The organism is Mesorhizobium sp. C416B (assembly GCF_030323165.1).
Classification (GTDB): domain Bacteria; phylum Pseudomonadota; class Alphaproteobacteria; order Rhizobiales; family Rhizobiaceae; genus Mesorhizobium.
Map to the genome: position 1 here is coordinate 6,112,934 of NZ_CP100471.1, position 24,897 is coordinate 6,137,830.

The window sequence follows — 24,897 nt, forward strand, 5'->3', positions numbered from 1 at the left end:
CTTCGCGGCCCATCGTCATGCGAAATCCGGCCAGCGGCAGCCGGCATTGAGCGTACGATATCGAGGAGGGGAGAAGTGGAGGTTTCTGTTGCCAGGTACCTCCGAACCCCGCCTAGAAGTGCGAACCTCTAGGACTTGATTTGAAGCTATCGCACCGCTTACGCGGCGAGACGTGCTTCCGCATAGTTGTCATTTGCAACTACAGGTTTAGCCCGATGACGGTGGTACCATGCCGGGCAAAAGTACGATCTTTACACCTTCGTCGATCCTATTTCGCCCCCAGCAACAGCCGCTCTGATCACAGAGCGGTTCTTGGTGGAGGCGCCGGGTACCGCCCCCGGGTCCGAACGGCTTATTACATCGCCCATTTATCGCCATAGTCGGTCAAGCCGACAAAACGAATATAGGGGGCGGGCGCACAAAATGAAAGGCCGCAATGACACTTCTTGGCCGCACCAAACTGCGGCGCCGAGGGTTGACTCGCGCGCGGTCTCAACCGAAGCTTTGCGATGGTGAGGAGTATCGACCGAGCGCACAAGTTGCGGCAGCGCGCCACAGCCCTCATCGATCGGATCCCGTGGCGCCGACATGGGGAAATTTGATGGCCGATTATCTCGCAGACCTGAAGAAATACGACGCCGCCGCAAATGCCGATGTGGTTGCCAAGATTGTGAAACATCTGGGCATCGCGCTGCGCAACCGCGATTCCTCGCTGGTATCCTGCACCGACCCCAAGGAATTGGAGCGCGTCAAGACCAACTGGGTTGCCAAGAAACTCGGCGTGACCGACGGGGCGAAAGCCGACTCAGCGATCGAGAAGACCTGCAAGGCGTTGGCCGCCGACAGCTCCAAGAGCCGCGTGACTTTCTACTATCTGGTCGCCAAGGATCTGGGCAAGCTCGGCTCGCTCTAACGATCGTACGCCAGTTTGCGAAGACTGGCGCGAGAGGGGTCCGTCGCGTCGGGTTTGAATTCCAGTTCACTGGGCGTCAGCGCTGCCCCTCATCTGGCTGCCGCCATCTTCTCCCCGTGAGCGGGGAGCAGGACGCAGCCATTGGCGATTTCGCTAGTCGCCAGCGTCGCAGGAAAAAGCGACGGCGTCAAAACCAGCCCTTTCTCCCCGTCACTATACGGGGAGAAATGCCCGGCAGGGCATGAGGGGCGGCGCTAACTTCGGAAAAGTGTGGTTGTGCGCAAGGGCTTTGCGCGGTTTTGCTGTGTTCGGCCGGCGGCCAGTCGGCTATGATGCCGGCAATCCCGAATCGAGGCGAAGCCGATGCGCCAGTATCTCGACCTTTTGCAGCATGTGCTGGACAATGGCGCCGATCGTGGCGACCGCACGGGCACCGGCACGCGTGGGGTGTTCGGCTACCAGATGCGCTTCGACCTGTCGCGCGGCTTTCCCGTCACCACCACCAAGAAGCTGCATCTGAAGTCGATCATCCATGAACTCCTGTGGTTCCTGGCCGGCGACACCAACATCAAATACCTTAGAGATCATGGCGTTTCGATCTGGGACGAATGGGCCGACGAGAATGGCGATCTCGGCCCGGTCTATGGCAAGCAGTGGCGCTCCTGGCCGGATGGCCATGGCGGGTCGATCGACCAGATTGCCAATGTTCTGAAGGAGATACGCCGGAATCCGAATTCACGCCGGCTGATCGTTTCGGCGTGGAACCCGGCCGAAGTGGAGGCGATGGCGCTGCCACCGTGCCACTGCCTGTTCCAGTTCTACGTCTCGGAAGGCAAGCTGTCCTGCCAGCTCTACCAGCGCTCGGCCGACATTTTTCTCGGCGTACCCTTCAACATCGCTTCCTACGCGCTGCTGACCTTGATGGTGGCGCAGGTGACCGGGCTGAAGCCCGGCGAGTTCGTCCATACGCTGGGCGATGCGCATCTCTATTCCAACCATTTCGAGCAGGCGCGCGAGCAATTGCGGCGCACACCCAAGGCGCTGCCGACGCTGTGGATCAATCCGGAGGTGAAGGACCTGTTCGCCTTCCGCTTCGAGGATTTCCGGCTGGAAAACTATTTTGCCGACGCGTCGATCAAGGCGCCGATCGCGGTCTGATCCGTCCACCGTCAATCAATTCCGACCCTCAATCGATGTCGACCATGACGTCGGTTGCCTTGATCATGGCATAGGCTGCTTGCCTTTTTCGAGCTTGAGATCGGCAACGGCCTCGTTGGTGATCGAAGCGTGACGACGGAGCCGCCGACATCACCGCGGACAGGCGAGGTGCTTTGACGATCTCGACGATCGTTCCCTTGAGGATGTTGCGGGCGCTGATCTTCATCGGAGTTCCTTTCCGGGTTTCGGTGCACGTCCAAACCAGAACAATCGATGCCGAACATACGCTTTCGCAGGAGGCGGCCTTCCCTTGTTATATTCATCCAGATATATCGGTCGGCAGGAGTCGAGCCAGCAGATTTCAAGCCCAGGGAGAGTTTTCATGTTGGGGCACAAAGGTTTTGGTATGAGGGCAATCGCGATTGGCGGCTTTGCCGTAGCTCTGATGGCCGTGATGCCGGCGGCTCACGCGGGAGACAAGGTGATCGTGTTTGCCGCAGCCAGCCTCAAGGACGGGCTCGACGCCGTCACCAAGGCCTGCGAAGCCGATGTCGGTGAAGCGGCGACCGTCTCCTACGCCGCGAGCTCGGCGCTGGCCAAGCAGATCGAACTCGGGGCGCCCGCCGATGTGTTCATTTCGGCCGATCTCGACTGGATGAAGTACCTCTCCGACAAGAGACTGACCAAGCCGGAAACCGAGGTGAAACTGCTCGGCAACCAGATCGTGCTGGTGGCGCCACAGGATTCCAAGGTTGAGACCAGGATCGAGAAAGGCTTCGACCTGGCCAAGCTGGTTGGCCACGGCAGGCTTGCCATGGGCGACGTCAAGGCGGTGCCGGCCGGCAAATACGGCAAGGCGGCACTTGAATCGCTCGGCGTCTGGTCGTCGGTCGAAGGCAAGGTGGCGCAGGCCGAGAATGTGCGCGCCGCGCTCAAGCTGGTTTCAACGGGCGAGGCCGCGCTCGGCATCGTCTATGCCACCGACGCGCATGCCGACAAGGGAGTCAAGGTGGTCGGCACCTTCCCGGAGGATTCGCACCCGCCGATCATCTATCCGGTTGCCCAGACCACCGATTCGAAGGACAAGGATACCCCGGCTTTCCTGAAGTGCCTGCAGTCCGCCAAGGCGGTGGAGCTGTTTAGTGATCAGGGTTTCACCGTGCTCACGCCGAGCAATTAAGGTAGCGGCTGACGCATGAACTGGCTGCTGGACCTCACTCCCGACGAATGGAATGCGGTCCGGCTGTCGATCAAGGTGGCGACGGTGGCGATGCTGTTCAGCCTGCCGCCGGGCATCTTGATGGCGCTTTTGCTGGCCCGCGGAAAATTCTGGGGCAAGACGCTGCTCAACGGCGTGGTTCACCTGCCGTTGATCCTGCCGCCGGTGGTGACAGGTTATCTCTTGCTGCTTACCTTCGGCCGGCGCGGGCCGGCGGGAGCGTTCCTGGCCGAGCATTTCGGCATCGTCTTCTCGTTTCGCTGGACCGGCGCCGCACTGGCCTGCGGTATCATGGGCTTTCCCCTGATGGTGCGGGCGATCCGGCTGTCGATCGAGGCGGTCGACCGCAAAATGGAGGCAGCGGCGGGAACGCTCGGCGCCAACCCGATTTGGGTCTTCGCCACCATCACGCTGCCGCTGATCCTGCCCGGGCTGATCGCCGGCTCGATCCTGTCCTTCGCCAAGGCGATGGGCGAGTTCGGCGCCACCATCACCTTCGTCTCCAACATTCCCAACGAGACGCAGACGCTGCCTTCGGCGATCTACACCTTCACGCAGGTGCCTGGCGGCGATGACGGGGCGCTCAGGCTGACGCTAATCTCCATCGTCATCTCGATGGCCGCATTGGTCGCCTCGGAAGTGCTGGCGCGGCGCGTCGGCCGGCGGATGGACATCGAATGAGCGTGCTGGTGGACATCAGCCATCGGCTCGGCGGTTTCGCCGTCGACGCGCGTTTCGAAAGCGCCGGGCGGCTGACGGCGCTGTTCGGGCCATCGGGCTCCGGCAAGACGACGCTGATCAACGTGATCGCCGGCCTGATCCGGCCGACCAAGGGCCGTATCGCGGTCGACGGCTGTGTGCTGGTCGACACCGATGCCGGCATTTTCGTGCCGAAGCACAAGCGCCGGATCGGCATGGTGTTCCAGGACGCGCGGCTGTTTCCGCATATGAGCGTGGCCGGCAATCTGCGCTATGGCCGCTGGTTCACGCCACCGGCGGAGCGCTATGCGGATATCGACGCGGTCGTCGAACTGCTCGGCATCGGTCCTCTGCTCGACCGGCGACCGGCAAAGCTCTCGGGCGGCGAGAAGCAGCGCGTGGCGATCGGCCGGGCGCTGCTTGCCAGCCCGAAACTGCTGTTGATGGACGAGCCGCTGGCCTCGCTCGACGATGCGCGCAAAGCCGAGATCCTGCCCTATATCGAGCGGCTGCGCGACGAGACCAAGCTGCCCATCGTATATGTCAGCCACTCCGTCGCCGAGGTGGCGCGGCTGGCCAGCGACGTGGTGGTGATGGCGCAAGGCAAGGTCGCTGCCTCAGGCCCGACCGGCGCGATCATGCAACGGCTCGAATTGCTGCCGGCGGAGGAACGCGGCGAGGGCGGCGCGGTTCTCGACACCAAGGTGCTGCGCCATGATGAGATCTTCGGGATGACCGTGCTCGGCTCGGCGGCGGGCGAAATCCGGGTGCCGCAATCGGCGGTCTCGGTCGGCGCGCCTGTGCGCATCCGAATCCGCGCCCGCGACGTGATGATCGCCACCGAACAGCCGAAAGGTCTCAGTGCGCTCAACATCCTGCCGGGCGCCATCGTCGCAATCGGCTCGGGCGAGGGGCCGACGGTCGAAATCGGCATCGACTGCAATGGCGCAACCGTGCTTGCGCGCATTACCGAACAATCCAGGCAGGTACTGAACCTTCAACTCGGCGGCAAGGTGTTCGCGGTGATCAAGACGGTCAGTTTCGACCGTGCCAACACCGGCGCCGGGCTGCCGGCCGAAGCGGATGGCTGATAGCCGCTATATCGTTTTGGAATAGCGCTATGGGTCGAGAGGGGCTAGTGTGACTGTGGAGGACAAGAGATGCCGTCGCTGAGCCTGCGGATAAATCTCGATCCGGACGGGCGCATAGGTCCGGGCAAGATCGAATTGCTGGAGCAGATCGCCACCTTCGGCTCGATCTCGGCTGCGGCACGCGGCATGGAGATGTCCTACAAGCACGCCTGGGATCTGGTGGAAGATATGAACCGTGTGTTCGGCAAGCCACTGGTCGCGGCGCAGACCGGCGGCAAAAAGGGCGGCGGCGCACAGCTGACCTCAGTTGGCCTTGCAGTTGTCAGCCGTTTTCGCGCTATCGAGCGCGCTGCGGCGGCAGCGGCGGCCACGCATATGGACGCCTTGCAGGCGGAGATTGATGCTGGGTGAGGGTTGAAGCTTGCGATCCGTCACACCCCCCTCTGTCCTGCCGGACATCTCCCCCGCAAGGGGGGAGATCAGCTAGCCCGTAGACGGGCGCTAATCTGTTAGGCGATTGGCGAAATCCTCCGTGACGGCCAATCTCCCCACTAGAGGGGGAGATGTCCGGCAGGACAGAGGGGGGCGCGAAGGAACTCGACCTTTGAGCGCGCTATTCCTCGGGCTCTCCTGCTTTACGCAGCAGATAGGTGTCCATGATCCAGCCCTTTCTTTTCCGGGCTTCTTCTCTCGTCCTCTCAATCTCCTCGCCGACATCACCCAGGCGACCGGAAACGATGATCTCGTCCGGTGTGCCGAGATAGGCGCCCCAATGGATGATCAGATCCTTGTCTGCCAGCGTGTTGAAGGCGCATTTGCCGTCGAGCATGACCACGGCGCTGCCGGCATTGTGCGGCATGCCTTGTTCGGCGAGGCGGCGGCCGGTGGTGATCAGCACGGGGTCGCCGATGCGGTTCAGCGCCATCTTGTGGCCGGCGGCTAGCGCCTGGACGGCGGTGATGCCGGGAATGACCTCCAGTTCGAATGCGACATTGCCCCTCAGTCGTACGCGCGCGAGGATGCGCAGCGCGCTGTCATAGAGCGAGGGGTCGCCCCAGATCAGGAAGGCGCCGCAGCCGTCCTCGGCAAGTTCGTCGCGGACCAGGCTCTCATAGATCTGGGCGATGGCCTCGTGCCAGTCATCGACGGTCGAGCGATAGGAAGGCGCCGGCTCGGCGCGCACCGGCACGTCGAACTCGACGCGGCGCGATTTCGGATTGCTGACGAAACGGTCGCAGATATGGCGGCGCAATTCGGCAAGGTCGTTCTTCTTCGCCCCTTTGTCGGGAATAAACAGGACGTCCGCCCGGTTCAGGCCATCAATCGCCTGCACGGTCATATGATCGGGATTGCCGGCGCCGATGCCGATGACGAGAAGCTTGCGCATGACGCGAACTCCTGCCCGATCGAAACCTGTTAGTCCAGACCGCCGATTGGCGTGTCCAGACACTGTGGCGTCCTGTTGGGAGGCGGAAGGCTTTGAAACGCCACACTGAAACGGCTAGGGTCGCGGCATTCTTGGCGAGGGGCTTCGATGTTGCAATATGTTCTGACCGTAGCGCTGGCGCTTTCAGCAGCGCCCGCGCTGGCCAATGATACGACCGCCGAACTCGGCACAGGTGGCCTGATCCTGTCGCGTAGCGACGCGGTGTCGATGCAAAGCGAGGACCTCTATATCTCGCCGGAAAAGGTCACGGTCGACTACGTCTTCCACAACAACACCGACAAGGATGTAAATGCCATCGTCGCTTTTCCGCTGCCGGACATCGAAGGCAATCCGGAGGAAATGCCGGCCATCCCGGAAAACCAGAGCGACAATTTCCTTGGCTTCGAGGTGACGATCGACGGAGCGCCGGCAAAGCCGCAGCTCGAGCAGAAAGTGTTCGCTGTCGGCATCGATATCGGCGCCGATCTGAAGGCGCAGAACGTGCCGTTCAATCCGTTCGGCGATGCGGCCAAGGCGGCCCTGGCGAAGCTGCCGAAAACGGTCGCCGAGGATTGGGAAAACCGCGGCATCATCATCGAGGATACGGGCAGCGAAGGTACCGAGGCGAACAAGGTCTATACGCCGTGGTGGCAGTTGCGCTCGACCTATTGGTGGCGCGCGATATTTCCGGCCAACAAGGATGTCCACGTCTCGCACCGCTACAAACCGAGCGTCGGCGGCACGTCATCGGTGAGTTTCTTCTATAACGGCAAGTTCACCGAGGGCAGCCAGTACACGACCTACAAGACCCGCTACTGCATGGACGACAGCTTCGAGAATGCGGTGCGGCAGGCCGCCAAGGCCGACGGTTATCCGCATTTCTACGAGAACCGCATAGCCTATATCCTGACCACCGGCGGCAACTGGGCCAATGGCAGCATCGGCAAGTTCAAGCTAACCGTCGACAAGGGCAATCCGAAAGCGCTGATCTCGTTTTGCGGCGACAATGTCAAGAAGGTCGGGCCGACGACCTTCGAGACGGCGGCGCAGGATCTCTATCCCGAGCACAACATCGACATATTGCTTTTGGAGCCGTCGGATGACGGCGCCGGGGGAGCCAACTGATGGACGTCGCGATCTATGTCGCCATTGCGCAGAACGGCGTCATCGGGCGCGACGGCGGCTTACCGTGGCGGCTGTCCACCGATCTCAAGCGCTTCAAGGCCGATACGATGGGCAAGCCCGTCATCATGGGCCGCAAGACTTATGAAGGCATCGGCCGGCCGCTGCCGGGCCGATTGAACATCGTGGTGACCCGCGACGAGGCCTGGCGCGCCGAGGGCATAGAGGTGGCGCACTCGCTGGAGGCAGCGATCCAGCTGGCCACGGTGCGCGGGCGTTGCATGGCCGGCCTCGACGAAATCTGCATCATCGGCGGCGGCGAGATCTATGCGCAGGCGCTGCCGCTGGCAGACCGGCTGCACGTCACCCATGTGCTGGCGGCGGTCGATGGCGACGCGCATTTTCCCGACATCGATCCGGATTTGTGGCGCCTTGTCAGCGCTCAGGACGTTCCGGCCGGTGAAAAGGACAGCCATGCGACGCGCTATTCGGTTTACGAGCGACGCCGCGGCGTGCATTGAGACGATAAAAGGGTCGCGAACGTCCAAAACGGACATGCTCGGCAGCGGATCGCGTTGAAAGCGCATCGCTGCGTCCCTATAGAAGAACAACTGGATTTTGCGCCGCAACGTCGGCGCTGAGGGAATCCCAAGCGAAAGGACATTCATGCCCTGGAACGACAAGAGCGGCGGCGGCGGCCCATGGGGCGGCGGCGGCAACAATCAGGGACCCTGGGGGCAGGGACCGAAGGGGCCTAGCGGCCCGCCGGGGTCACCTCCCGATCTCGAAGACATCATCCGCCGCGGCCAGGACCGGCTGCGGCGCGCGCTGCCCGGTGGCGGCGGCGCCAGCCCGGCCGTCTTTGCGCTGATCGCAGCGGCTCTGATCGTGCTGTGGGCGTTCAAGGCGGTCTACACCGTGCAGCCGGACGAGGTTGCGGTCGAGCTGCGCTTCGGCAAGCCGAAGGCGGAGCTGTCGCAGCCGGGTCTGCATTTCCATTGGTGGCCGGTCGAAACCGTCGAGACGGCCAACATCGCCGAACAACTCGTCGATATCGGTGGTGGCGGCGCGACGAGCGGCAACTCGTCGGGGCTGATGCTTACCGGCGACCAGAACATCGTCAACGTCCAGTTTTCGGTGGCCTATCAGGTCTCCGATCCGCGGGCCTATCTGTTCGACGTCTCCGACCCAGAAGGCATGCTGCAGCAGGTCGCAGAGAGCGCCATGCGCGAAGCGGTCGGCCGGCGACCGGCCCAGGACATCTTCCGCGACGACCGTCAGGGCATTGCCGCCTCGGTGCGTGAAATCATTCAGACGACGCTGGACGGCTACAAGGCCGGCCTGAATGTCAACGCGGTTTCGATCGAGGACGCGGCGCCGCCGCGTGAAGTGGCCGACGCGTTCGACGAAGTGCAGCGCGCCGAGCAGGACGAAGACAAGTTCGTCGAGCAGGCCAACCAGTATTCCAACCAGAAGCTTGGCCAGGCGCGTGGCGCCGCGGCGCAGATCCGCGAGGACGCGGCAGCCTACAAGAACCGTGTCGTCCAGGAAGCCGAAGGTGAGGCGCAGCGCTTCATCTCGGTCTATGACGAATACGCCAAGGCGCCCGATGTTACGCGCCGGCGGCTTTATCTGGAAACGATGGAGAAGGTGCTGAAGGATTCCAACAAGGTGATCGTCGAACAGGGCAATGGGCAAGGGGTCGTTCCCTATCTGCCGCTGCCGGCACTGCAACCGAAGGCGCCGCCGCCTGCGACCACGGGAGGAGCCCAGTGATGGCCAATCGTCTTCCCATCATCGCGGTCATCGCGGCCGTGCTTCTGTTCCTGCTCTACTCCTCGGTCTTCGTGGTCAATGCGCGCCAGCAGGCACTCGTGCTGCGGTTCGGCGAGATTGTCGACGTCAAGAATGAACCCGGCATCTATTTCAAGGCGCCTTTCGCCTTCTTCGACGCCGACAGCGTGCAATTGATCGAAAACAGGGTGCTGCGCTTCGATCTCGACAACATCCGCGTCCAGGTTTCGGGCGGCAAGTTCTACGAGGTCGACGCTTTCATCGCGTACCGCATCTCGGATCCGCGCGTGTTCCGCTCAGCCGTGTCCGGTCAGATCACACTGGCCGAAGCACGACTGAGGACGCGTCTCGATGCGGCGCTGCGCCGTGTCTACGGTCTGCGCGACTTCGAGGCGGCGCTTTCGGAAGAGCGGGCCGTGATGATGCGCGAAGTGCGCGATCAGCTTCGGCCCGACGCCACCTCGCTCGGCCTGCAGATCGAGGATGTGCGCATCCGCCGAACCGATCTGACGGCCGAGGTCTCGCAGCAGACCTTCGACCGCATGAAGGCCGAACGTTTGGCCGAGGCCGAACGGCTGAGGGCACGCGGCAAAGAGGCCGCGCAGCGCATCACCGCCCGCGCCGACCGCGAAGTGGTGGAAATCGTCGCCGAAGCGCGCAAGGAATCGGAAATCCTGCGTGGTGAAGGTGAAGCCCAGCGCAGCGCGACCTTTGCCGACGCCTACAAACGCGATCCGGCGTTCTTCGACTTCTACCGGTCGATGAATGCCTATGGCACGGCGCTGGACAACTCCGGGACGACGATGGTGCTGTCGCCAAACTCGGAGTTCTTCCGCTTCTTCCGCAATCCGGACGGGACGGACGCGAAGCCGGCGGCGCCTGCGGCTCCGGCGACGGCACCTGCCGCGCCGGCGACGGCACCTGCCGCGCCGGCTGCACAACCTGCACCCGCCCAGTAGGGCGGTGCAGGATTTCCTTGCGGCCATAGGCCTGGTCCTCGTCGTAGAGGGTCTGGTCTATGGCGGCTTTCCCGGCCTTGCCAAACGTCTTGCCGGCGAAGTGCTGTCGACGCCGGAAATTGCGCTGCGCATCGTCGGGCTGGTGGCGATCGCCATCGGCGTCGGCATCGTCTGGTTGGTGCGTGGCTGAGGACCGCTGATCTGCAATTCCAGGAAAGTGTGAGCGGTTTTCCGTCCGGAATTGCGTAAAAGCAAAGGGATCGAACGGTTCGCCGTTTCCGCGAAACGGCGAACCGTTCTAAGGTGTAACGGAGGATTTATCCTCCTGATGTGGCCATAGCCGCAAACGTGCCGTATTTCTTGCCAACATGACGCGACGCGGCGTTTTGCCGAAGCGCTTTTCTTTTCTGCAATCCGGGAGGCTTTCGATGACATCCAACACCCTTCTGCGCGCGGCGCGGCGGACGTTCATCGCAGGTGCTGCGGCACTTCTGGTCGGCGCGCTTGCCGTTCCAGCTTTCGTGACGCCGACGATGGCCGCGGACGGACCGGCTTCGGTTGCCGACCTCGCCGAAGGCCTGCTCGGTGCGGTGGTCAACATCTCGACCTCGCAGACCGTGAAGGGCACGGAAGGTCCGGGCGCGGTGCCGATGCCGCAGCTGCCCGAGGGTTCGCCGTTCCAGGATTTCTTCGACGACTTCTTCAAGAACCGTGGCGGCGACAAGGATGGCGGCGCGCAAAAGGTACAGTCGCTGGGCTCCGGCTTCGTGGTCGACGCCGAGCAAGGCATTGTCGTCACCAACAACCACGTCATCGCCGATGCAGACGACATCGAGGTGAATTTCTCCGACGGCGTGACGCTGAAGGCGACGCTGGTCGGCACCGACACCAAGACCGACGTGGCGGTGCTCAAGGTCGACCCGAAGGGCCACAAGCTGACGGCGGTGAAATTCGGCGATTCCAACAAGATGCGCGTCGGCGACTGGGTGATGGCGATCGGCAATCCGTTCGGCCTTGGCGGCACGGTGACGGTCGGCATCGTCTCGGCCCGCAACCGCGACATCAATTCCGGCCCCTACGACGACTTCATCCAGACCGACGCCGCCATCAACCGCGGCAATTCCGGCGGGCCGCTGTTCAACAGCCTGGGCGAGGTCATCGGTATCAACACGGCGATCATCTCGCCGTCGGGCGGCTCGATCGGCATCGGTTTCTCCATCCCCTCGCAGCTTGCCTCGGGCGTCGTCGACCAGCTGCGCCAGTTCGGCGAGACCCGTCGCGGCTGGCTCGGCGTGCGCATCCAGCCGGTGACCGACGACATCGCCGAGAGCCTCGGCATGGCGACCGCCAAGGGCGCGCTGGTGGCCGGCGTCATCAAGGGCGGACCGGTCGACAACGGCACAATTCTCGCCGGCGACGTCATCATCAAGTTCGATGGCAAGGACATCCATGAAATGCGCGACCTGCCGCGCGTCGTGGCGGAAAGCCCGGTCGGCAAGGCGGTCGACGTGATCATCGTGCGCAAGGGCGTCGAGCAGACGGTGAAGGTGACGCTCGGCCGGCTTGAGGACGGCGAGAAGGTCGCTGCCGGTGAGGACGGCACTACCGATGAGGACAAGGGCGGCGACAAGGCGCCCGCGGTCTCCACGGCCTCGGTGCTCGGCATGACCGTCGGCGAGCTCAATGACGACACACGGAAAAAATTCGGCATCGCGGCCGACGTCTCCGGCGTCGTCATCACCGACGTCACCAAGGATTCGGCCGCCGCCGAGCGCGGCATCCAGGCCGGCGAGGTGATCACCGAAATCGCCCAGGAATCGGTCGCGACCCCGAAGGACGTGATGGACCGGATCGGCGCGCTGAAGGAGCAGGGCCGCAAGAATGCGCTCTTGATGCTGGCGTCCAAGACAGGCGAGTTGCGCTTCGTGACGATCCGGATGGATTGAGTCCGGTCAGGCCTGCAACGATCTGATTTCGAAATGAAAAGGGCGGCTAGTTAGCCGCCCTTTTTCTTGCCTGCCAGTCCTTGCGCGACAGGGTGTAGAGGACATGCCGCTTGAGGTGCGGGTGGCTGTCAGGGATGGATGGGTGGTCGAAATCGCGAGCCGGGTCAGGGCTCATGCCAAGACGCTCCATGACGGCCGTCGAGCGGCGGTTGGCCGCGACGGCGAAGGAGACGATCTCGTCCCGGTCAAGCGTCTCGAAGCCAAAGGCGAGCCAGGCTTCGGAGGCCTCCGTGACATAGCCCTTTCGCCAGAATTCCGGCGCCAACCGCCAGCCGATCTCGATCGTATCGGAGGGCAGGGACGGCACGTGATCGGTCTTTAAGAGGCCGACGAAGCCGATGCATTCCCCAGTCGCGGCGATCTCGGCGGCGGCAAAACCAAAGCCGTCCTCGGCGATCCAGCCCCGAAACTCGTCCATCTTGGCATCCGTCTCGGCGCGGTCGCGGCGGAACGGAAAAAATTCCATCACCCGCTCGTCGGAGTTGATGCGATGGAATAGTTCGCGGTCGCGCTCTTCCCAGTTGCGCAGGATGAGGCGCTCGGTGCGCATCGGTTTCATTGGGCGAACTCTTCCTGGCGGTAGCCCTGGAGATAAAGCAGTGCGGTGAGATCGCCATGGTCGATGCGGACCTTGGCTTCGGCAGCAACGGCCGGCTTCGCGTGGAGCGCGACACCGGTGCCGGCCAGGCGGATCATGTCGAGGTCGTTGGCGCCGTCGCCGACCGCAATCGCATCGAATGGCGTCAGGCCCAGGCGGGCCGAGATATCGTTCAGCGCATCGGCCTTGGCGGCGCGGCCGAGGATCGGCTCGGCGACCAGGCCGGCAAAGCGCCCGTTCTCCTCGATCAGTCGGTTGGCACGGTTTTCCTCGAAGCCGAGCATGGCGGCGACACGGCTGGTGAAGACGTCGAAGCCGCCGGAGACAAGCGCCGTCCAGGCGCCATTGGCGCGCATCGTCTGCACCAGAGCGCGGCCGCCCGACGCCAGCGTCAGGCGGTTCGCGATGATGCGGTCGACTACGGCCGTATCGAGGCCTTTCAGCAGCGCCACGCGTTCACGCAGCGCCGGCTCGAAAGCGATCTCGCCGTTCATCGAGCGTGCGGTGATGGCGGCGACGCGGTCCTTGACGCCGATCTCGTCGGCGAGTTCGTCGATGCATTCCTGGTCGATCATGGTTGAATCCATATCGGCAAGCAGGATTGTCTTGCGGCGGCTTTCGGCCTGCTGAACGATCACGTCGACCGGCTCGGAGCCAAGTGCCAAGCGCAAGGCGGCACTTGCCTCAGCGGCTTCCGCACCCTCGGGCAGCACCAGGTCGCAGGCGACGCCTTCGCCCAGCCAGCGAACAGCGCTTGCGCCGACCGACCGTGAGGCCATATTCGCAAGCGAGGCCGACATCGCGCGGCGGACGGGGTGGGACACAAGCGTGGCAATGAGCGGCATCGAGGCTTCCAAGCAGCTAGGCGAGGGCGGGCAGGCGGGCGAGGGCCGCGTGAAGGACGCGATCCTGATAGCCGGGCCGACCGCCAGCGGCAAGTCGGCGCTGGCGCTCGATCTCGCCGAGCGCAAGGGCGGCGTCATCGTCAACACCGATTCCATGCAGGGCTATTCGGTGCTCGACGTGCTGACGGCGCGGCCGAGCGCTGCCGACCTCGCCCGCGCGCCGCACTATCTCTATGGCCACGTGCATCCCTCCACCGCCTATTCCACCGGCGCCTGGCTGCGCGACGTGATGAAGCTGATCGATGACGGCACGCTCGCCCGACAGCCCGATGACGCCGGCTTTGAACGTCCGGTGATTTTCGTCGGCGGCACCGGGCTCTATTTTCGCGCACTTGCCGAGGGCATTTCGGAAATGCCCGACATTCCGCAGCAGGTACGCGACCGCTGGCGCTACGGGTTAAAGGAGCAAGGCGCAGCCAAGCTGCACCGCATCCTGATGCATGAGGATTCGGCAGTCGCCATGCAGCTGAAGCCGACCGACGGCCAGCGCATCGTGCGGGCGCTGGAGGTGCTCGACGCATCCGGCCGCTCCATCCTAGAATGGCAGGCAGCGCGCGGCCGGCCGCTGATCGACCGCGACAGCGCTCGGTTCTTCGTTATCGAGCCGGACCGCGCCGCCCTTGTCGAGCGGATCGAAACAAGGTTCGACCGCATGCTCGATCTCGGCGCGCTCGATGAGGTCAAACGGCTTGCGGCGCTTGGCCTCGATCCCGACCTGCCGGCGATGAAGGCGATCGGCGTTCGCGAACTTTCGGCCGCCATGGCGGGTGACATCAGCTTTCCTCAGGCCATCGAGCGCTGCAAGGCAGCGACGCGGCAATATGCCAAACGGCAAACGACGTGGTTTCGCCATCAGCTGGGACCGGAATGGCTGAGATTGCAGCCCGGCGGCCGCTTGCAAACCGCGATTTGATTTTCGTGCTGCCAATACAATTAAAGAAACAGAAGTAGGAATGAACATTCCCGCTCCGGTTGTCTGGATTAACCGTCCGTAAGGCGCCGGCATGCCATAGATCCGGCGGGTACTTTGCAACGGGAAGCAGATGCGTTTCCACAAGGCGGAATCCGCATTTTTCGTCTTTATTTTCGTGATCCTGGCCGCAGGCCTGGTGACGCTTTATGCCTATGGTCAATTGCAGTTCATCGCGGTCGGTCACGATACGACTTCCCGGGTCGAGAGGATCGCCTATCTCAACACGCTGCTGTTTGTCACCGGGGTGCTGCTGGCGACAGCGCTGTTCTTCGGCGTGTTCTTCATCTACCCGCTGATCCGTAGGCAGGCCACGGAAGAGGGCAAGCTGCGCGCCATGACGGTTTCGCTCAGCGCCCGCTCGGAAACGCTGCAGCATGCGGCATTGACCGACGGCCTTACCGGCATGCAGAACCGGCGCTACTTCGATGATGCGCTGAAGGAATATCTCGAGGAATTCCGCCGCATCGAAAAGCCCGTCGGGCTGATGATCCTCGACCTCGATCATTTCAAGCAGGTCAACGATACGCATGGCCACGATGTCGGCGACGAGGTGCTTAGGGCAGTCGCCAATTGCCTCAAAGGCATGACGCGCTACCACGATGTGGTGGCGCGGCTTGGGGGCGAGGAGTTCGCCGTCGTCACGCCCAACATGGATGCGGAGTTGTTGGGGAAGTTCGCCGAACGCATCCGCAAAGCGATTGCCAACATGTCGGTGCTGTCGGGCAATGTCCGCCTCAAGATCACCACCAGCGTCGGACTAGCCGTCTGGGATCGGAAGGAAACCGCCGAGGAATTCTACCGCCGCGCCGACCGCCAGCTCTACGAGGCGAAGAGGCAAGGCCGCAACCGCGTCTGCGCCTAAAATCCCGAAGAAGAATTCATGAGGCCGGTTGCCTGACGTGGCTTTCTCGACTTCCGGTGCTCACGGACTAAATGTCCGCTCCGCTCCGGCTTCTCGAAAGCCACGCCATTCAATCCGGCCTGATGAATTCCCTTTCGGGATTTTACCCAAGCGGCCAACGAAGCCGAGCCCTGGCGCTCCGGCGGCTTCTCAATTGGCCGGCAAGTCGCTACGCTGAAGGTCAATCGTTCTGCGGGCGCATGCCGAAGGTTGTGGGCTTGAGGCCGTAGCGCAGGTCGAAATCGTCGTCCGGCTGGACGCGCTGGGCGGTGGCCGGCTTGCGGTAATCGGGATCGCCGGCCTGGCGGCCGGAATCCACTGCTTCGGCGAAGGCCATCTGCTGCTGCGGTTTCGGGACGTTGCGCAGCCGCTCGACGATGGCGGCGAGATCGACGTCGTTGCCGTCCTGCGAGAACTCGTCCTGCTCTCGCTTGGCGGTGCCGGGGATAAGGTTCTCCGCCAGTTTTTCGAACTTCAGCCGCATGGTCGTCGCCACGCCTTCACCGAAGGCGATGGCTTCGCGCTGGCCCATGGAGGACAGAAAGGCCAGCGTCGAGGCGGAGGAATCGGCGATCGCCGAGCGGATGATCGCCTGGTCCTGCTCATTGGCCAGCCGCATGGCGAAGAAGGTCGAGCATTGCGACAGGATGGTCGGATCGAGTTCACCCGGGCGCTGGGTGACGACGCCGAGATAGCAGCCATATTTGCGGCCTTCCTTGGCGATGCGCGACAGTGCATGCCTTGTCGGGGCGAAGCCAAGGCGTGGATCGGCCGGCATATAGCGGTGTGCTTCCTCGCACAGCAGCAACAGCTTCAGCCGGCCCTCGCTCCACAGCGCAAGGTCGAAGGCGAGCCGAGCCAGCACCGAACAGACGGAGTTGACCACTTCGGACGGCATGCCGGCCATCTCGAAGCAGGTCACCGGGCGGCCATGATGCGGCACACGGAAAATATTGCCGATCGTCTCGTGGATCGTGTCCTCGATCAGCCGCGAATTGAACATGAAGCGATAGCGCGGGTCGGACGCGGCGGACTCGATGCGCGTCTTCAGCGATTTCAGCGTCGGGCGGTCGTTCTTGCTTTCCAAGAGGCCCATGCGCTCGTCGATCTGCTTGATGAGATCGACCATTCGGTAGGGCACCGGTGTGTCGGCGGTCAGCGCATCGCTGCCGCGGCGCACATAGGAGCCTGAATTGGGATTGCGATAGAGGTTCTTGGCGGCGGGGATCAGGTCGCGCAGGACATCGACTTCTTCCGGCACGACCTCTCGGCCGCGAAACAGGACTTCGGCGAATTCTTCGAGCCTGAACATCCAGAACGGCAGGTCAAGCGTCTTGGAATCGACCCGGACGCAGAACTCAGGCAGGGACGCCGCGAATTCATTGTGCGGATCGAGGATGAGGATGCGCAGATCGGGCCGGGCGGCGATCGATTTGCGCAGCAGCAGCGAGACGGCGGTGGATTTGCCGACGCCGGTTGTGCCGACAACGGCAAAATGGCGCGCCAGCGTGTCGTCGATGGCGATGTTGGCGTCGATCGACTCATCCTGCGACAGCGTACCGATGGTGATCGAATGACGCCCGGCGAGATCGTAGACCGCCTGCAGATCACGGGTACGGATGCGGTGCGCTATGGCGCCGATATGAGGATAGGTGGTGATGCCGCGGTCGAACACCGGTTTGGCCCCCGGTTCGGCGCCGTCGCGCACTTCGCCGATCAGCTCGACGCTGACCTCGATGGGATTTTGTCCCTCATTGCTCCAGGCGCGATCCGACTTGCCGATTTCGTAGACCAGACCAACGGTGCGCGATGTCCCGAGATTGATGGAGATCATCTTGCCGACGGTCCACAGGCCGGTGACCGCGCCTTCGATGTCGTCGGCATAGGCGCTGATGGTGGCGCGCGCACCGTCGCACTGCACGACGTTGCCGAGAATGCGCTTGTCGCTCTGCTCTGCGCGGCGGCGCTCCTGCGAGGTCGGTTCGCCGACGGAGGCTTCGCGCTCGACAAACATACGATCCGATCCCCATTCTCGTGGAGCGTCGATCCTACACAGACGGGGTTAAGGTGGCGTGATGCGGGATGGTGTAGCAGGGGTTAACCCGTCAGCGAAAATTCAACCGGCCGGCCTCTTTTCCGAATCCAAATATTCGATATATTGGACGAATGACTGATATAGCGAATGACATGTCGGCCACGATAGGCAGACGAATCCACGCCGAAAGAGCCTTGCGGGACTGGTCGTTGGCCGACCTGGCGAACCGCTCCGGCGTCTCCAAAGCCATGCTCAGCACTATCGAGCGCGGCATGACCAGCCCGACGGCGGCGCTGCTGGTGCGCATCGCCGCTGCTTTCGGCATGACGCTGTCGACGCTGATAGCACGCGCCGAGCAGCAAGGTGGCGGCCTGCTGCGCGAGAGTGAGCAGCCGGTTTGGCGCGACCCCGGTACGGGCTATGTCCGTCGGCATCTGTCGCCGGTTTCCGACACGCCGCTCGAATTGATCCGGGTGCAGTTGCCGGCTGGCGCCAGTGTGAGTTTCCCGGCGGCGTCCTATGCCTTCATCAAGCAGCAGATGTGGCTGATCTCCGGGCGACTTGAGTTCACCGAGGGTGATATGGTGCATAGTCTCGAGCCCGGCGACTGCCTGGCGCTCGGCGCGCCGTCGGACTGCACGTTCCATGCCGTCGGACCGCAGCCGGCCGACTATCTGGTTGCGCTGGTCAGGGGCTGAAATCGTGGCAAGACGTCCCAAGCGCTCCGACAATGGCGGACCGCCGCTCGATGATTACAAGGGCCCGCCATGGGGCAGGGGCGATCCCTACATCTTCCTGGCCTGGCAGGCAGCGCATGCCAAGGCGTGGAAGGCGCCAAGCCGTGACGTGATGCTGATGCGCATGGAAAAGGCCGAGCGGCTTGGCCTGACCTATGAGGAATACACGCTCGAAATCCTCGAACGCGGGCTGCATCTGCAGCCGAAAGACACCGATCGCATCGCCGCGATCAAGGCGAGACGAAAGCGGCGCCGCGTCGCGCGTCTGGATTAGCAAGGGAAAGTGCAGGTGAGTCCCATCGAAATCAGGTCGCTGACTGCGGGAACACGCGACATGCTGGCCGACCTCCTGATCGAGACGGTCGCGGACGGCGGCTCCGTCAGCTTCATGCATCCCTTATCCAGGCAAGCGGCGGAAACTTTCTGGAGCAACTCGTTGGTGGCAGCAGAGAGAGGTGAAAGAGCGGTGCTGGGTGCATGGAAGGGCGAGGTTCTGGTCGGCACCGTGACCGTGCTGCTCGACTTTCCTGATAATCAGCCGCACCGGGCCGAGATCGCCAAGCTGATGACCCGCGTCGAACACCGCGGCAAAGGCATAGCGAGCCGGCTGATGCGGGCGGCAGAAACGCTCGCCGTCGAGAAAGGCCGCACGCTTCTGGTGCTGGACACCGCAACCGAGGAGGGCGCTTCCGGCCTTTACGAAAAACTCGGCTTCACGCTCACTGGCGAAATACCGGACTTTGCCTTGAAGCCCCATGGCGGGCTGACCGGCACGCTCATCTACTGGAAGCGCATCGGCGGCGCTGCCTAAGCCTTGTGATGAACCTCTTGCAGCGCGTAGACCGGCGTCGCGATGCCTTCCATGCGGGCCTTCAACTGCAACGCCAGGAACTGCGAATAGTGGCGCGACTGATGCAGATTGCCGCCATGGAACCACAGCGCCTCCTGATGCGTCGGCTTCCACATGTTGCGGAGCTCGCCTTCCCAGGGGCCTGGGTCCTTGGTGGTGTTGGAGCCGAGGCCCCAGCATTTGCCGACCTTGTCTGCGACCTCCCGTGAGATCAAATCGGCCGCCCAGCCATTCATCGAACCGTAGCCGGTGGCGTAGACGATGAGATCGGCCGGCAGTTCCGATCCGTCGGAGAGCAGAACGGAGTGCTCCTTGATCTCCTTCACGTCGACACCGCTTTTCAGCTTGATCGACCCGTCGATGATCAGGTCGGATGCGCCGACATCGATGTAATAGCCCGAGCCGCGCCGCAGATATTTCATGAACAGGCCGGAGCCGTCATCGCCCCAGTCAAGCATGAAGCCGGCCTTCTCCAGGCCCTTGTAGAATTTGTCGTCGCGCTTCTTCATCTCGGCATAGGCCGGGATCTGGAATTCGTGCAGGATCTTGTAGGGCAGGGAGGCAAAGACGAGGTCGGCCTTGGCTGTGGTCATACCGCTCGCGACCGCCTTTTCCGAATAGAGCGAGCCCAGGCCGATCTCCATCAGCGTGTCCGACTTGACGATGTGCGTGGTCGAGCGCTGCACCATGGTGACGTCGGCGCCGGCCTCCCAAAGGGCTGCTGCAATGTCGTGGGCGGAGTTGTTCGAGCCGATGACGACAGCTTGTCTGCCGACATAGGCATCGGGTCCCGGATGCTTCGAGGAGTGATGCTGGTCGCCCTTGAATGTGTCCATGCCCTTGAAGTTCGGCATGTTGGCCTTGCCGGATTGCCCCGTGGCCAGCACCAATTGTTTCGGCTTCAGCGTGATGTCCTTGCCGTCGCGGCGCACGACAACGGTCCATTCCTTTTTCTTGTCGTCATAAACGGCGCTCTTGGCCTCGGTCGATGACCAGTAATTCAGCTCCATCACCTTGGCGTACATTTCCAGCCAGTCGCCGATCTTGTCCTTGGGCGCGAAGACCGGCCAGTTCCTGGGAAAGTCGATATAGGGCAGATGGTCGTACCAGACCGGGTCGTGCAGGCACAGCGACTTGTAGCGCTTGCGCCAGCTGTCGCCGGCACGCTCGTTCTTCTCGACGATGATGGTGGGCACGCCGAGTTGCCGCAGCCGGGCGCCGAGCGCGATGCCGCCCTGGCCGCCGCCAATGATGAGCGTATAGGGCTGCGTCTTGAAGCCGAGTTCGGCGGCTTCCTTCTCGCGCTCCTCCTTCCAGGTCGGGCGGTTCTTGCCATGGCCGTGCTTGGCGCCGAGCGGCCGGTCGAAACCGGCCGGCTCCTCATGGCCCTTGAGCTCGACCATGGTGGTGAGCAGCGTCCAGATCTTGCCGTCCTTCAGCCGGATGTGGCCGAAGCCGCGCGCGACAGACGTTTCGAAACTGATCCAGCCGTCGAGCACGCCGTCGCTTTCCGTGGCATCCTCGCCCCTGGCGATCGCCCAGTTCGACGGTTTGGTCCTGGCCAACTGGCTGACCAGCATGTCGCGCACCTGATCGCGGCCTTCCATCGTCTTGATGTTCCAGGTGAAGGTGACGAGATCGCGCCAGTAACAATCCTCCTGGAAGCAGGCGACCGCCTTGTCGATGTCGCCGGCGGTGAGTGCCGCGCCGAAGCGATCGAGCAGGTCGGAAAGCTTCTTGTTGGGGGCCTTGTCGAGCATTGAATTTCCTCCGCGATTTTTCCTGGCCGCCCGTAGCGAACGGAACCCTGCCGAAGCTTGACGTCCGGCCTGGCGCAGTATCGCGGCAAATTATGCGCCGCGTCACGTCGTCCAATAGTTTGCCGCGTATTCAGGGGCTTATCGGGAAATCGGGACGCCGAAGACCGTCACGAACCAGCGGCGGACCGCTTCCTCGGCCGGGCTCAGATGCGCGCCCGAAGGTGCGGTCAGATAGTGGCCGGCACCGCTCGACAGCGTAAAGCCGGACAGGGTGACGAGAGATCCTTCGCGCAGTGCCGCGTCGGCCAACGGTCGCGATCCTAGCACCATGCCGGCGCCGTGCTTCGCCGCCTCCAGTGCGGTAACGAAACTGTCGAATTTGTGCGTCGGCCCGAGCGCCGGCTTCATCCGGGCGACGGCGAACCATTCGCCCCACATTTCCCGTGCGCCGACCACTGTAAGTCTCGGCAATCCCGTCCAATCCTTGACGTTGGCGAGATGTGGCGATGCCATCGGCGTCAAGGTTTCGCGGGTGAGGCGGTCGGCCTGCCGTCCGGCAAAGGAGCCGGAGCCAATGCCGAAACGGATGTCGAGACCCACAAAGCGCTCGCCGTAATCGGCCGGTGTGTGGATGGTCTCGATCTGCAGCTGGACGAAGGGCAGGTCCTTGGCCATTTGCGGCAGCTTCGGCGCGATCATCAGCACGGCGAAGGAAATCGGCGAGCGGATCGTCACGCTCTGGACGGTCTTGGGTTCAAACAGCTCGCGCGTGCTGTTGGCGATCACGGCGAAGGCCGATTGCAGATGCGGCAGGTAGGCGGCACCCTCCGGCGTCAATTCGACGCCGCGCGCCAGGCGGATGAACAGCGGCTGCTTCAACCGCTCTTCGAGAGAACGGATGTGCTGGCTGACCGCAGCCTGGGTCAGGCCAAGCTCGGCCGCGGCGGCGGTGAAATTCGACAGCCGCGCGGCGGCCTCGAAACTCCGCAGCCAGTCAAGCGGGGGCAAGGGCAGGGTTGTTTCAGTCATAAACCGTTTAGGGCCTCTGGCTGCAAAATGATAATTTGAGTTATGCCTTCGACATCATCACGATGCAACCGGAAACCCTGCGGAGTTGGCTGCGGGGCGCTGCGGACAGGAACGGATCCCCATGCTTAGCCAGGTGCTGATCGGCGACGAAGGAAGAACGATCGACCTCGGGTGGAAGGACGGCGCGCGCACTCGCTTTCACGCCATGTGGTTGCGCGACAATGCGCTCGACGACAAGACGCGTAGCGCCGGCAACGGCCAGCGGCTGATCACCATTCTCGACATTCCCATGCAGACATGGATCGGCGCAGCCGCGATCAAGGGCGATGCGCTTGAAGTCAGTTTCGAACCGGAGGGAAAGACGGTGCGCTTTCCTGCGGCATGGCTGAGCGCCAATGCCTATGACCGCGATGCCGCCCGACAGCCCGGCTGGACAGGCGAGGGCACCGTGCGATGGACCAGGGCCTCTATGCAGAATTCGGTGCCGCGCGCCGGCTATGTCGCGGCCAGCCGCGACCGCGCCGTCTTGCGGCAATGGCTGTCGGCGGTGAAGACCTACGGCTTCGCGGTGATGGACGATCTGCCGGCCGAATCCGGGGCGCTGTGCAAAGTGTCCGATCTGTTCGGCTATATCAGGGAGACCAATTACGGCCGCTGGTTCGAGGTGCGCGCCGAGGTCAATCCAACCAATCTGGCCTACACCAATCTTGGCCTGCAGGCGCATACCGACAACCCCTATCGTGATCCGGTGCCGACCTTGCAGATCCTGTCGTGTATCGAAAACACGGTCGAGGGCGGCGAATCCAGCGTCGTCGATGGTTTTGCCGTGGCGGCCGCGCTGCAGGCCGAAAACCCCGAAGGCTTCCGGCTGTTGAGTTCATACCCGGCGCGCTTCGAATATGCCGGCTCGTCGGGCGTGCGATTGCAGGCCAAGCGGCCGATGATCGAGCTCGGGCCGGATGGCGAACTCATCGCCATCCGCTTCAACAACCGCTCGCTGGCGCCGACCGTCGATGTGCCGTTCGCGGAGATGGAGGCCTACTACGCCGCCTATCGCCGGTTTGCCGAACTGATCGAGGATCCGTCCTTCGAAGTGACCTTCAAGCTCGAGGCGGGCCAGGCCTTCATCGTCGACAACACCCGCGTCATGCATGCCCGCAAGCAGTTCTCCGGCGCCGGCAAGCGCTGGCTGCAGGGCTGCTACGCCGACAAGGATGGCCTTTTGTCGACGCTGTCGGCGATCGAACACGAATTCAAGGAAGCAGCGGAATGAGCAGCCAGGATTTGAACGCGAGCAACATCGTCGAATTCATCGCCGATATTTTCGAACGCCGAGGGGCTGAATCCTATCTCGGCGAACCCGTCACCATGTCGGAGCACATGTTGCAGGGCGCCTGGTTCGCCGAAAAGGACGGCGCGCCCGATGTGCTGGTGGCGGCAGCACTGCTGCACGATATCGGCCACTACACCAGCGAGTTCGGCACCTATTCGCCCGACGATGTCGAGGACAAGCATCATGACGAAGCCGGCGGCGAGGTGCTGGCGCCGTTCTTTCCACCGGTGATCGTCGAATGCGTCAGGCTGCATGTCGCGGCCAAGCGCTACCTCTGCGCTACCGACCCCACCTATTTCGGCAGGCTGTCGCAGGCCTCGGTCCACACGCTGTCGCTGCAAGGCGGGCCGATGAATGCCGAAGAGGTGGCCGAGTTCCGCAAGAACCCGTTCCACGAGGAAGCGGTGCGGGTTCGCATTTGGGACGAGGCCGGCAAGATCGCCAACATGAAGACCCGGGCATTTCGCGACTACATGCCGCTGCTGCAGCGGGTTGTCCGCGACTTCGCCAATCGCGCCTGATCGCAATCCGGGGAAGGAACGGCATATGCACCGTTTCGACGGCAAACATGCGCTAACCGTATGCCGCCGCAGACTTGCCGCGAGCGTGCGTGCGCAGGCGCTCGCGCCTCGCTGCCGATCCCTACCGGTGACGAGCCTTGTCACCGCGGATTTTATTGCGACATCCGTCGGCGCGGCCCAAGATCAGTAGGTCAGACTTCGGTGTATACTTGACTCAGACGAAGGTCTGAGAATCGAGCTGCAAGCACGAAAGGAGAGTTTCCTCAGCGTTTGTGAGCCGCAATTTTGGGCTGTTCATTCTTGAATACCGTGACACATCATGATGTGATGGTGGCATGAATGGAGAAAGGCAGCCCCTGTTTTCATCCGTGCGTCGCCGGGCGTACTTTAGCTTGCGCGTATTCGCGGCGGTTGCGGTGACGATGCCGGTGCTTGGTCTGCGGTTGAGCCATGTCGACGGTTACAAGATCGAATTCGCCGCTGCCAGCGCCAAGAGCGGAAACAATGGCAATGGTAACGGTGGTGGCAACGGTAGTGGTAACGGTAATGGCTCAGGCGGCAACGCCGGGAATGGCAACGCCAACGGAAAGGGAAAAAATGGTGCCGGCGACAACGCCGCCGGTAGCCAAGCTCCCAGTAGCCAAGTCAATGCCGCTGGCGACACGGTGACGGTACAGGGCGCCAAAATCCAGGTCGTGCATCGCGATGGATTCAGCGAAAGCATCGAGGCCGGCCGCTTCACTATGAAGGATCCGCTTGGAAGGACAATTGTCGAACGCGCCGTAAGGGCCTCCGACATTGCTCGTCTGAAAGGGCTGTAACTGTTGGTTCGCCAACCAGCATCCGACCTTCAGACAAGCCCCGATCT

The 24,897-nt window shown here is 62.9% G+C and carries 26 protein-coding genes, 1 other RNA gene and 1 pseudogene; 20 read left to right on the forward strand and 8 right to left on the reverse strand.

Going from position 1 to position 24,897, the window contains the following annotated elements; translation table 11 throughout:
- Positions 1 to 74: 74 nt before the first annotated feature.
- Positions 75 to 433: a transfer-messenger RNA gene (gene ssrA, locus NLY43_RS29600) on the reverse strand.
- 168 nt (positions 434 to 601) lie between these two features.
- On the opposite strand from ssrA, the gene NLY43_RS29605 reads away from it, so the two are divergent.
- Positions 602 to 913, forward strand: a complete 312-nt coding sequence (locus NLY43_RS29605; protein ID WP_023712466.1) for a DUF2853 family protein — start codon at positions 602 to 604, stop codon at positions 911 to 913.
- Positions 914 to 1,276: 363 nt separating this feature from the next.
- On the forward strand, positions 1,277 to 2,071 hold the full coding sequence (locus NLY43_RS29610; protein WP_023682098.1) for a thymidylate synthase: 795 nt from the start codon (positions 1,277 to 1,279) through the stop codon (positions 2,069 to 2,071).
- A gap of 28 nt (positions 2,072 to 2,099) precedes the next feature.
- On the opposite strand, the pseudogene NLY43_RS29615 reads toward NLY43_RS29610, so the two are convergent.
- Positions 2,100 to 2,297 (reverse strand): annotated as a pseudogene (locus NLY43_RS29615) (TOBE domain-containing protein).
- A gap of 159 nt (positions 2,298 to 2,456) precedes the next feature.
- Here NLY43_RS29615 and modA point away from each other — a divergent pair.
- The 4 genes from modA (at position 2,457) to NLY43_RS29635 (ending at position 5,491) form a co-directional block, all read left to right on the forward strand.
- Positions 2,457 to 3,251, forward strand: coding sequence for a molybdate ABC transporter substrate-binding protein (gene modA, locus NLY43_RS29620; RefSeq protein ID WP_156935576.1), 795 nt, complete (start codon positions 2,457 to 2,459; stop codon positions 3,249 to 3,251).
- A gap of 15 nt (positions 3,252 to 3,266) precedes the next feature.
- Entirely contained in the window at positions 3,267 to 3,971 is a 705-nt protein-coding gene (gene modB, locus NLY43_RS29625) for a molybdate ABC transporter permease subunit (protein ID WP_023667413.1), read from the forward strand.
- Complete coding sequence (modC, locus tag NLY43_RS29630; RefSeq protein ID WP_023712468.1) at positions 3,968 to 5,080, forward strand: molybdenum ABC transporter ATP-binding protein; 1,113 nt, start codon at positions 3,968 to 3,970, stop codon at positions 5,078 to 5,080. The genes modB and modC overlap by 4 nt, the downstream gene beginning before the upstream one ends.
- 69 nt (positions 5,081 to 5,149) lie before the next feature.
- Positions 5,150 to 5,491 carry a winged helix-turn-helix domain-containing protein gene (locus NLY43_RS29635; RefSeq protein ID WP_023667411.1) on the forward strand — a complete coding sequence of 114 codons (342 nt, stop codon included), beginning with the start codon at positions 5,150 to 5,152 and terminating at the stop codon, positions 5,489 to 5,491.
- A gap of 202 nt (positions 5,492 to 5,693) precedes the next feature.
- Here NLY43_RS29635 and cobF read toward each other — a convergent pair whose 3' ends face one another.
- A complete protein-coding gene (cobF, locus tag NLY43_RS29640) occupies positions 5,694 to 6,467 on the reverse strand; it encodes a precorrin-6A synthase (deacetylating) (protein ID WP_023712469.1) in 774 nt (257 codons plus the stop codon).
- Positions 6,468 to 6,614: 147 nt separating this feature from the next.
- On the opposite strand from cobF, the gene NLY43_RS29645 reads away from it, so the two are divergent.
- The 6 genes from NLY43_RS29645 (at position 6,615) to NLY43_RS29670 (ending at position 12,327) form a co-directional block, all read left to right on the forward strand.
- Complete coding sequence (locus NLY43_RS29645; RefSeq protein ID WP_023712470.1) at positions 6,615 to 7,631, forward strand: DUF4424 domain-containing protein; 1,017 nt, start codon at positions 6,615 to 6,617, stop codon at positions 7,629 to 7,631.
- The gene (locus NLY43_RS29650) at positions 7,631 to 8,149 is read left to right on the forward strand and encodes a dihydrofolate reductase (protein WP_023712471.1); all 519 of its coding nucleotides are present in this window, start codon (positions 7,631 to 7,633) and stop codon (positions 8,147 to 8,149) included. The genes NLY43_RS29645 and NLY43_RS29650 overlap by 1 nt, the downstream gene beginning before the upstream one ends.
- A 145-nt stretch (positions 8,150 to 8,294) precedes the next feature.
- Complete coding sequence (gene hflK, locus NLY43_RS29655; protein WP_023682090.1) at positions 8,295 to 9,404, forward strand: FtsH protease activity modulator HflK; 1,110 nt, start codon at positions 8,295 to 8,297, stop codon at positions 9,402 to 9,404.
- A complete protein-coding gene (hflC, locus tag NLY43_RS29660) occupies positions 9,404 to 10,381 on the forward strand; it encodes a protease modulator HflC (protein WP_023682089.1) in 978 nt (325 codons plus the stop codon). Before hflK ends, hflC begins: the two co-directional genes overlap by 1 nt.
- A gap of 4 nt (positions 10,382 to 10,385) precedes the next feature.
- Positions 10,386 to 10,571, forward strand: a complete 186-nt coding sequence (locus NLY43_RS29665) for a DUF2065 domain-containing protein (protein WP_023668333.1) — start codon at positions 10,386 to 10,388, stop codon at positions 10,569 to 10,571.
- Between the two features lie 238 nt (positions 10,572 to 10,809).
- The gene (locus tag NLY43_RS29670; RefSeq protein WP_023668334.1) at positions 10,810 to 12,327 is read left to right on the forward strand and encodes a DegQ family serine endoprotease; all 1,518 of its coding nucleotides are present in this window, start codon (positions 10,810 to 10,812) and stop codon (positions 12,325 to 12,327) included.
- A 46-nt stretch (positions 12,328 to 12,373) separates the two neighbouring features.
- Here the strand turns inward: NLY43_RS29670 and NLY43_RS29675 are convergent, their stop codons facing one another.
- Together NLY43_RS29675 and serB are read right to left on the reverse strand one after the other, a co-directional pair.
- The gene (locus NLY43_RS29675; RefSeq protein ID WP_023699045.1) at positions 12,374 to 12,946 is read right to left on the reverse strand and encodes a GNAT family N-acetyltransferase; all 573 of its coding nucleotides are present in this window, start codon (positions 12,944 to 12,946) and stop codon (positions 12,374 to 12,376) included.
- On the reverse strand, positions 12,943 to 13,830 hold the full coding sequence (serB, locus tag NLY43_RS29680) for a phosphoserine phosphatase SerB (RefSeq protein WP_023712488.1): 888 nt from the start codon (positions 13,828 to 13,830) through the stop codon (positions 12,943 to 12,945). Before serB ends, NLY43_RS29675 begins: the two co-directional genes overlap by 4 nt.
- Between serB and miaA the strand changes: the two genes are divergently transcribed.
- Entirely contained in the window at positions 13,820 to 14,803 is a 984-nt protein-coding gene (gene miaA / locus NLY43_RS29685) for a tRNA (adenosine(37)-N6)-dimethylallyltransferase MiaA (protein WP_023712472.1), read from the forward strand. The two genes, serB and miaA, sit on opposite strands and share 11 nt — an antisense overlap.
- A 130-nt stretch (positions 14,804 to 14,933) precedes the next feature.
- A complete protein-coding gene (locus NLY43_RS29690; protein WP_023668337.1) occupies positions 14,934 to 15,725 on the forward strand; it encodes a GGDEF domain-containing protein in 792 nt (263 codons plus the stop codon).
- Positions 15,726 to 15,945: 220 nt separating this feature from the next.
- Here the strand turns inward: NLY43_RS29690 and NLY43_RS29695 are convergent, their stop codons facing one another.
- Positions 15,946 to 17,778 (reverse strand): ATP-binding protein, encoded by a 1,833-nt coding sequence (locus NLY43_RS29695; protein ID WP_023712473.1) that lies wholly within the window; start codon positions 17,776 to 17,778, stop codon positions 15,946 to 15,948.
- 152 nt (positions 17,779 to 17,930) lie between these two features.
- On the opposite strand from NLY43_RS29695, the gene NLY43_RS29700 reads away from it, so the two are divergent.
- The 3 genes from NLY43_RS29700 to NLY43_RS29710 are packed head-to-tail and all read left to right on the forward strand — an operon-like array spanning position 17,931 to position 19,347.
- A complete protein-coding gene (locus NLY43_RS29700; RefSeq protein WP_023668339.1) occupies positions 17,931 to 18,497 on the forward strand; it encodes a helix-turn-helix domain-containing protein in 567 nt (188 codons plus the stop codon).
- A gap of 4 nt (positions 18,498 to 18,501) precedes the next feature.
- A complete protein-coding gene (locus NLY43_RS29705; protein ID WP_023668340.1) occupies positions 18,502 to 18,810 on the forward strand; it encodes a hypothetical protein in 309 nt (102 codons plus the stop codon).
- 15 nt (positions 18,811 to 18,825) lie between these two features.
- On the forward strand, positions 18,826 to 19,347 hold the full coding sequence (locus tag NLY43_RS29710; RefSeq protein WP_023712474.1) for a GNAT family N-acetyltransferase: 522 nt from the start codon (positions 18,826 to 18,828) through the stop codon (positions 19,345 to 19,347).
- Here NLY43_RS29710 and NLY43_RS29715 read toward each other — a convergent pair.
- Together NLY43_RS29715 and NLY43_RS29720 are read right to left on the reverse strand one after the other, a co-directional pair.
- Complete coding sequence (locus tag NLY43_RS29715; RefSeq protein WP_023712475.1) at positions 19,344 to 21,146, reverse strand: NAD(P)/FAD-dependent oxidoreductase; 1,803 nt, start codon at positions 21,144 to 21,146, stop codon at positions 19,344 to 19,346. The genes NLY43_RS29710 and NLY43_RS29715 overlap by 4 nt on opposite strands.
- A gap of 138 nt (positions 21,147 to 21,284) precedes the next feature.
- On the reverse strand, positions 21,285 to 22,175 hold the full coding sequence (locus tag NLY43_RS29720; protein ID WP_023712476.1) for a LysR family transcriptional regulator: 891 nt from the start codon (positions 22,173 to 22,175) through the stop codon (positions 21,285 to 21,287).
- A 121-nt stretch (positions 22,176 to 22,296) separates the two neighbouring features.
- Here NLY43_RS29720 and tmpA point away from each other — a divergent pair, with 121 nt between their 5' ends.
- The 3 genes from tmpA to NLY43_RS29735 all read left to right on the forward strand — a co-directional run bounded on the left by tmpA (position 22,297) and on the right by NLY43_RS29735 (position 24,850).
- Positions 22,297 to 23,448, forward strand: a complete 1,152-nt coding sequence (gene tmpA / locus NLY43_RS29725) for a 2-trimethylaminoethylphosphonate dioxygenase (protein WP_023712477.1) — start codon at positions 22,297 to 22,299, stop codon at positions 23,446 to 23,448.
- Complete coding sequence (tmpB, locus tag NLY43_RS29730) at positions 23,445 to 24,029, forward strand: (R)-1-hydroxy-2-trimethylaminoethylphosphonate oxygenase (RefSeq protein ID WP_023707734.1); 585 nt, start codon at positions 23,445 to 23,447, stop codon at positions 24,027 to 24,029. The genes tmpA and tmpB overlap by 4 nt, the downstream gene beginning before the upstream one ends.
- Positions 24,030 to 24,421: 392 nt before the next feature.
- A complete protein-coding gene (locus NLY43_RS29735; RefSeq protein WP_023731683.1) occupies positions 24,422 to 24,850 on the forward strand; it encodes a hypothetical protein in 429 nt (142 codons plus the stop codon).
- Positions 24,851 to 24,897 lie beyond the last annotated feature (47 nt).

What these genes read in the sequence shown, in the direction of transcription:
- NLY43_RS29605 (WP_023712466.1), top strand. Translation starts at nt 602, where the DNA reads ATGGCCGATTATCTCGCAGACCTGAAGAAATACGACGCCGCCGCAAAT.
- NLY43_RS29610 (WP_023682098.1), top strand. Translation starts at nt 1,277, where the DNA reads ATGCGCCAGTATCTCGACCTTTTGCAGCATGTGCTGGACAATGGCGCC.
- modB (WP_023667413.1), top strand. Translation starts at nt 3,267, where the DNA reads ATGAACTGGCTGCTGGACCTCACTCCCGACGAATGGAATGCGGTCCGG.
- modC (WP_023712468.1), top strand. Translation starts at nt 3,968, where the DNA reads ATGAGCGTGCTGGTGGACATCAGCCATCGGCTCGGCGGTTTCGCCGTC.
- NLY43_RS29635 (WP_023667411.1), top strand. Translation starts at nt 5,150, where the DNA reads ATGCCGTCGCTGAGCCTGCGGATAAATCTCGATCCGGACGGGCGCATA.
- cobF (WP_023712469.1), bottom strand. Translation starts at nt 6,467, where the DNA reads ATGCGCAAGCTTCTCGTCATCGGCATCGGCGCCGGCAATCCCGATCAT.
- NLY43_RS29645 (WP_023712470.1), top strand. Translation starts at nt 6,615, where the DNA reads ATGTTGCAATATGTTCTGACCGTAGCGCTGGCGCTTTCAGCAGCGCCC.
- NLY43_RS29650 (WP_023712471.1), top strand. Translation starts at nt 7,631, where the DNA reads ATGGACGTCGCGATCTATGTCGCCATTGCGCAGAACGGCGTCATCGGG.
- hflK (WP_023682090.1), top strand. Translation starts at nt 8,295, where the DNA reads ATGCCCTGGAACGACAAGAGCGGCGGCGGCGGCCCATGGGGCGGCGGC.
- hflC (WP_023682089.1), top strand. Translation starts at nt 9,404, where the DNA reads ATGGCCAATCGTCTTCCCATCATCGCGGTCATCGCGGCCGTGCTTCTG.
- NLY43_RS29670 (WP_023668334.1), top strand. Translation starts at nt 10,810, where the DNA reads ATGACATCCAACACCCTTCTGCGCGCGGCGCGGCGGACGTTCATCGCA.
- NLY43_RS29675 (WP_023699045.1), bottom strand. Translation starts at nt 12,946, where the DNA reads ATGAAACCGATGCGCACCGAGCGCCTCATCCTGCGCAACTGGGAAGAG.
- miaA (WP_023712472.1), top strand. Translation starts at nt 13,820, where the DNA reads ATGAGCGGCATCGAGGCTTCCAAGCAGCTAGGCGAGGGCGGGCAGGCG.
- serB (WP_023712488.1), bottom strand. Translation starts at nt 13,830, where the DNA reads ATGCCGCTCATTGCCACGCTTGTGTCCCACCCCGTCCGCCGCGCGATG.
- NLY43_RS29690 (WP_023668337.1), top strand. Translation starts at nt 14,934, where the DNA reads ATGCGTTTCCACAAGGCGGAATCCGCATTTTTCGTCTTTATTTTCGTG.
- NLY43_RS29695 (WP_023712473.1), bottom strand. Translation starts at nt 17,778, where the DNA reads ATGTTTGTCGAGCGCGAAGCCTCCGTCGGCGAACCGACCTCGCAGGAG.
- NLY43_RS29700 (WP_023668339.1), top strand. Translation starts at nt 17,931, where the DNA reads ATGACTGATATAGCGAATGACATGTCGGCCACGATAGGCAGACGAATC.
- NLY43_RS29715 (WP_023712475.1), bottom strand. Translation starts at nt 21,146, where the DNA reads ATGCTCGACAAGGCCCCCAACAAGAAGCTTTCCGACCTGCTCGATCGC.
- NLY43_RS29720 (WP_023712476.1), bottom strand. Translation starts at nt 22,175, where the DNA reads ATGACTGAAACAACCCTGCCCTTGCCCCCGCTTGACTGGCTGCGGAGT.
- tmpA (WP_023712477.1), top strand. Translation starts at nt 22,297, where the DNA reads ATGCTTAGCCAGGTGCTGATCGGCGACGAAGGAAGAACGATCGACCTC.
- tmpB (WP_023707734.1), top strand. Translation starts at nt 23,445, where the DNA reads ATGAGCAGCCAGGATTTGAACGCGAGCAACATCGTCGAATTCATCGCC.